Origin of the sequence: Paraburkholderia sp., assembly GCF_034668105.1 — a bacterium.
Lineage (GTDB): Bacteria > Pseudomonadota > Gammaproteobacteria > Burkholderiales > Burkholderiaceae > Paraburkholderia.
The window spans coordinates 1-5,576 of sequence record NZ_JAXDPY010000577.1; the positions used below are offsets into that span (position 1 = coordinate 1).

Below are 5,576 nucleotides of genomic sequence, written 5' to 3' on the forward strand. Positions count from 1 at the left end.
CGCCATGGAAGGCTCCTTCAATTCATTCGACAAGGGGTCATCACGGCGCACTCATGCGGCCGTGAGAGACTCGACGTTCTCGTCCGTCGCATGCCATGCACGTGAGTTGACGGCGATCTCGATGTCGATAGGAGCGTAGGCTGGCGCAGCCTGAAAAATCTTTGCGTACTTCTGAAACGTCCTTAAGGAGCCGGCTGAAAACTCAGATTCAGCCGAAAATTCTATTAATACTGTTGCGGGGGCGTGGGATACATCGGGTTGCAGGACAACGTACAGTCGGGGGTACCGAGTGCATTCGGTGGCTTGGGTCCCGTTATCGCGGTGGCAGACTTCGGCTCGGAAATTGCCCGCTCCGCGCACTCGTCAACCAGTGAGATCTCGTAGAGGCAGGGCGCCGCGACAATGGATAGATCGATACCCGCCTCGACAATGCCACTCGCCGAGAAGGCCCAATCGAGCGCGGTTCGCAGATTTCCAAGCTCGTCCCGGACCGTTTTCATCCGGCATTCAACGGGTCGTCCGTCGCGGCCCTTTTGAGCGCTGGTGAACGTCTCGAAGACATAGAGGGCATGCGCCAATGACGCCGACTTTCTCTCGCCGTGGTCGTCGAGTTGTTGCAACGCGTAGGCGCGCGTTGATTCGAGCAGGCTATATCTCGAAGCGTTCGAACTATCGTGAATGACAAGAGACTTCGAAACGAGACCGCTCAATGCTTCCAGTACTTCGGCGTGTGTGGTCCTTTGGTCCTCCATCGCGTGCAGCGCGGCACGGAAAGAGAAGCCATCGACGAAGACACCCAGCCGCCTGAACAGGATACGTTCAAGATCGTCAAGCAGGCGATAGCTCCAATCGAACGTCGCCTTGAGTGTCTGATGTCGAGGCAGCGCTGTACGGCATCCGCCGGCAAGAATGCGCAGGCGGTCGTCGAGATGTTCCGCCAGTACTTCGATGCCGAGCGTCGCAGCACGTGCCGCGGCGAGCTCGATCGCGAGCGGGATCCCGTCGAGTTGCCGGCACACGAGACCGACCAGCGCGAGCGACCTCTCATGCGACGGAAAGCTCGGATCAACGGCCCGGACACGGGAAAGAAAGAGCTGCACGGCACTCGTCTGCAAAGCCTCCTGTTTCTGGCTCCCTTCTCGAGGCGTATCCAGCGGCGGTACTCGATAGAGTGTCTCGCCTCGCGTACGCAAGGACTCGCGGCTTGTTGCAAGGACCGACACGTCTGGGTTGTTCGACGTCAGCGCATCCGCGAGTTCGGCGGCGGCATCTATCACGTGTTCGCAGTTGTCGATAATCAGCAGCATTCGTTTGCCAGCTATCCCGGCCGCGATGTGTTGTATCGAGACGCGCCCGGATGAAACCTGCATGCCCAGTGCCGTAGCCACGGCGTCGATCACAAGGCGGCCGCCCGTCACGCTCGCCAACGGAACAAGGACGACTCCCGCTGGAAACAGCGGGGCAGCTTCTGACGCCACTTTCCGGGCAAGGCTGGTCTTGCCGATGCCGCCCGCACCAACAAGCGTCACCAGGCGTGCCTTGCGGAGCAGGTCAGTCAGCTCATGCACCGATGATTCGCGTCCGATCAGCTCCGCGCTGTCGACCGCGATCGTTGTGGAACGGATCGTTGGTGGCAGGTTTTCCGTGTCGGCTGCGCACGGCAGCAAGAGCAGATAGCCGCGGCCCGGGACGGTGCGGATCAGTTGGCGATCCTCCCCAAGCAGCTTTCTCAGGGTCCCAATCTGCACCTGCAGATTGTTCTCTTCGACGACGGTGTCCGGCCAGACCCGTCGCATGATTTCGTCCTTCGAGACAAGCGTGCCGCGCGCGCGAACCAGCATTTCGAGGATGCAGAACGCCCGGCTCCCTAAATTCATCAACTCACCGTGAATTCGTATCTCGCGGCTTTCCAGCAGCACCTGAACCTGTCCGATTTGTACCATTGCACGCTCGATATCCAAGAGTTAACCGGTTGATGAACGACACCAGGTACAGCACGCAGCTGCTCAGACCGCAAATGGTAAGTCACAAACCATGAATGAGCATTGGAAGATTTCGAACGTACCGTGCAAAATTTTTGACCAATGGAGAATGCGGCTGAAATTGCAGGGACTTTTTCGTCGACCTGAATTAGGAACCGATAGGTATACAATCATCAGGTACCGACGGAGGGCATCATGGCGCGACCACGCGAGTTCGACGAAGACTATGTTCTGGAAAGAGCGTTGCACGTCTTTTGGGACGAAGGCTACGAGGCAGCGTCGCTGGCCGATCTGCAGGAAGCAACGGGACTCACGAAGTCCAGCTTATATAAGGCGTTTGACAGCAAGCTTGGGCTTTTTCGCCGGGTTCTCGACCGATATACCCGCAACCAGTTGGCCTTTCGCATGGTCGCTTTGGCGCAAACAACGCCCCGGCTGATTGCAGAGAAGCTGCTGGTTGGAATCGTCGACCTTCACACGGGCCGAAATACGCCGGCGGGTTGCCTCGTCACGTTGTCGGCGCTCGCCTGTAGTGAAGACGCGCGTCCGTTAAGAGAAGAACTTGCAGAGAGCCGCAACGACTTTGAACGACTTTTGCGAATGCGCTTCGAGTCCATAAAGAATGCGGGACCGCTTCCGGATGGGATGAACAGTCATGACGCCGCCGCATTCATTTCGACACTGATCCAGGGGCTGGCCGTTCAGGCCAGGGGCGGCGCGACACGTCGTCAACTTCGCCAGGTCGTGATTGCAGTGTTGGCGGGTTGGCCGGTAGCGGCGCGTGGGGTTCGAAAGCGCCGTGTTTCCCGCGTGCCCCACGAAGTCCGCGGTACATGAACAGGATGCGAGGCGCGCGCCATAGCGCTCACAGATTGCTATTGCCGCAGACGCGCGCAGTACTATTAAGCGGTCTGCGCGCCGCTTCGCTCACCGTTTGATTTACGCTTCTTTTGAAGTGAGGGAGACCGTTCGGTCAGGTGAGCCGCTACGTCCTTATCCTGGGACCCCGCAGCCGCGAACTGCCGCCGATATTCGGCCGGGGTTGTTTGCTTCGCCGCCCTGAACTGCCGATTGAAATTCGCAACGTTCGCGAAGCCCGAACGGGCAGCGATCACGGCAACGGGCAGCGCGGTGTCGACCAGCATCCGGCACGCGTGACCGATACGAACCCGGGCGAGATATCGACCGACGCTCTCACCAATGTGCTGAACAAAGTAACGCGTGAGCGTGCGTTCCGACAGATTGGCGGCCGCGCAGAGGTCTGCCAGCCGCAGCGGTTCGGCAAAGTGCGCGTCGATCATCGAAAGGACCCGGTTGATCCGTTCGGGCTCGTGACCGGATGGGCCGCTTGCCTGGTTGAAAGCACTCGGCGAGGCGAGTGGCTGGCCCGGCGCATCGGCTAGCGTGCACAGGATATCGAGGGCCGCGCCAAGCCGCTCGCGTGCTCTGCTCGATAGTAACGAGTCCAGCTGGCCGCGCATCCATTGGCCGGCAGGCGGCTCGAAGGCCAGTCCGCACGCGGCCCTGCGCAACAGCTTGCGCAGCGGTTCATATTCGGGGCAACAATCCGCCATACGCCGCGCCCATTCGCCGTCGAACCAGATAACGATGGCGACTTGTGGAGAGGACGGCTCGATCGAACGATTCGACGCCCAGGTGTGGGGAAGATCCGGCGGCACGAGGACGAGATCCTCGGCCTCATAGTTGTTCACGGAGTCGCCGATGTAGCGCTTGCCATGACTGTTCATGGTCAGCGTTAACTCGTACTCCGGATGGTGATGCCACTCGAACGGAATACGGGGCAGGCGGCGATGGTAAACCCGCAGCGAACAGTCCTCACCGAACTCGACATGCTCATAGGCTGGTTTCATGGCCGAAAACGCAAATTAGTCGCCTGAATAGTATCACCAAAGCGCGCAGGCACGACATATCCTCAGGCATACCCAGTCCAGATGGAGACAATCATGGCGTTGAAAATCGAAGATTTGCCGAGCGCGATCCGGCAAGCGAAAAGCGCATTGCGCGCGGCGTTGCCCAACTACCGGGAGGTCTTCGCCGAAGTCGAAGAAGCGATCAGCGCCGAGGCGAAGCGAATCGCCGGACAACGCGATCGCGGGGAAGACGTCATACCCGAGATTCAGTTTTCCGATATCACCGAACAACGCGTCAGCGCGGACCAGATCGCGCTCGTCAAGGCGCGTGGCGCCTGCGTGATTCGCAAGGTGTTTCCGCGTGCGCTGGTGCAGAGTTGGGACGAGGATATCGCCAGCTATGTCGAGCGCAATCATCTCGACAAGCGCCTCGAAAACCGCGCTGAAGACAAATACTTTGGCCAGTTGGCGTCCAGCAAGCCGCAGATCTATGGCGTGTACTGGTCGAAGCCACAAGTACTGGCCCGTCAGTCGGAGTCGCTGACTGCGGCGCGCGTGTTCCTGAACTCACTGTGGCGCAATGAGAGCGAAGGCCGCGTGCACTTCGATCCGGCGCGTGTGCCTGTCTATGCCGATCGTCTGCGCCGCCGCCCGCCTGGCTCCGAGTCGCTCGGCTTGTCGGCGCATTGCGACGGCGGGTCCGTCGAGCGCTGGATCGAAGGCAATTTCCGCAAGGTGTACCGCCATGTATTCGCAGGGAACTGGCGCGACTACGATCCGTTCGACGCGGCTTTCCGGCCTGACGTGGAGGAGATCGCTTCGCCGGCCGTCTGTTCGATGTTCCGCACATTCCAGGGCTGGACTGCGCTGACGCCGCAAGGCCCGGGCGACGGCACGCTGCAACTCGTTCCGATCGCCAACTCGATGGTGTACATCCTGCTGCGCGCGCTTCAGGACGACGTCGCGGAGGACGACCTCTGCGGCGCCATGCCCGGGCGGGCGCTGTCGATCAAGCGGGAATTTCATGCGCCATTGTTCGAGGCGCTATCGTCGATTCCCAAAATGGAAGCGGGCGACACGGTGTTCTGGCACAGCGATGTCATCCACGCGGTCGAAGACGAGCACAAGGGGGCGGGCTATAGCAATGTGATGTATATCGCTGCGGCGCCCGCGTGCGCAAAAAACGACGCTTACCTGAAGCGTCAATTGCCGAGCTTCCTCAAGGGCGAAAGCCCGCCCGATTTCCCGGCCGACCACTTCGAAGTGGATTTCACCGGACGCGCAACCGCCGACGACCTGACACCGCTCGGCAAGTCGCAACTTGGATTTGACCTGTAGTTCGGGCAAGTACAGCAAAGACGGGCCAGTACTTTTTGACACGCATGAAAACGGGCACGACTGCGCGTTCGCCTGGCCGCGAACGCGTCGCTCGATCGGTAACGAAAATTTCGGAGACTGCAATGAAACGATCACTCACATCGGCTGTGACGCTTGCTACGCTGCTCATGGCTGGAACGCATGCCGTATTGGCCACCTTTTCGGAGACCGCGACGCCCGCTTGCCGCGGATAGGCGATGAACGGCTCATCGCGGAGATCAAGCGCCCAACCTCGCCGCTGACGGTCCCCCAGACGCTTTCTTTCGCGTGTTCGATCCGCGCGAGGATCGCCCGTGCGTCGTCCAGCAACGCCAAACCCGCCTCGGTCAGGAGCGGCTCAGTTCAA

The 5,576-nt window shown here is 60.2% G+C and carries 5 protein-coding genes; 3 read left to right on the top strand and 2 right to left on the bottom strand.

The window, feature by feature from the left end; all coding sequences use genetic code 11:
• Window positions 1-224: 224 nt before the first annotated feature.
• A complete protein-coding gene (locus tag QOC89_RS25620; RefSeq protein ID WP_323047577.1) occupies window positions 225-1,943 on the bottom strand; it encodes an ATP-binding protein in 1,719 nt (572 codons plus the stop codon).
• Between the two features lie 234 nt (window positions 1,944-2,177).
• On the opposite strand from QOC89_RS25620, the gene QOC89_RS25625 reads away from it, so the two are divergent.
• Complete coding sequence (locus tag QOC89_RS25625; protein ID WP_323047578.1) at window positions 2,178-2,819, top strand: TetR/AcrR family transcriptional regulator; 642 nt, start codon at window positions 2,178-2,180, stop codon at window positions 2,817-2,819.
• Between the two features lie 65 nt (window positions 2,820-2,884).
• Here the strand turns inward: QOC89_RS25625 and QOC89_RS25630 are convergent, their stop codons facing one another.
• Window positions 2,885-3,853, bottom strand: coding sequence for a helix-turn-helix domain-containing protein (locus tag QOC89_RS25630; protein ID WP_323047579.1), 969 nt, complete (start codon window positions 3,851-3,853; stop codon window positions 2,885-2,887).
• A gap of 93 nt (window positions 3,854-3,946) precedes the next feature.
• On the opposite strand from QOC89_RS25630, the gene QOC89_RS25635 reads away from it, so the two are divergent.
• Both QOC89_RS25635 and QOC89_RS25640 read left to right on the top strand, forming a co-directional pair.
• A complete protein-coding gene (locus tag QOC89_RS25635) occupies window positions 3,947-5,191 on the top strand; it encodes a DUF1479 domain-containing protein (protein ID WP_323047580.1) in 1,245 nt (414 codons plus the stop codon).
• On the top strand, window positions 5,181-5,576 hold a 396-nt coding region (locus QOC89_RS25640; protein ID WP_323047581.1), incomplete at its 3' end, for a hypothetical protein. The genes QOC89_RS25635 and QOC89_RS25640, both read left to right, overlap by 11 nt.

Coding starts and splice junctions, on each gene's coding strand:
- QOC89_RS25625 (WP_323047578.1), top strand. CDS start 2,178: ATGGCGCGACCACGCGAGTTCGACGAAGACTATGTTCTGGAAAGAGCG.
- QOC89_RS25630 (WP_323047579.1), bottom strand. CDS start 3,853: ATGAAACCAGCCTATGAGCATGTCGAGTTCGGTGAGGACTGTTCGCTG.
- QOC89_RS25620 (WP_323047577.1), bottom strand. CDS start 1,943: ATGGTACAAATCGGACAGGTTCAGGTGCTGCTGGAAAGCCGCGAGATA.
- QOC89_RS25635 (WP_323047580.1), top strand. CDS start 3,947: ATGGCGTTGAAAATCGAAGATTTGCCGAGCGCGATCCGGCAAGCGAAA.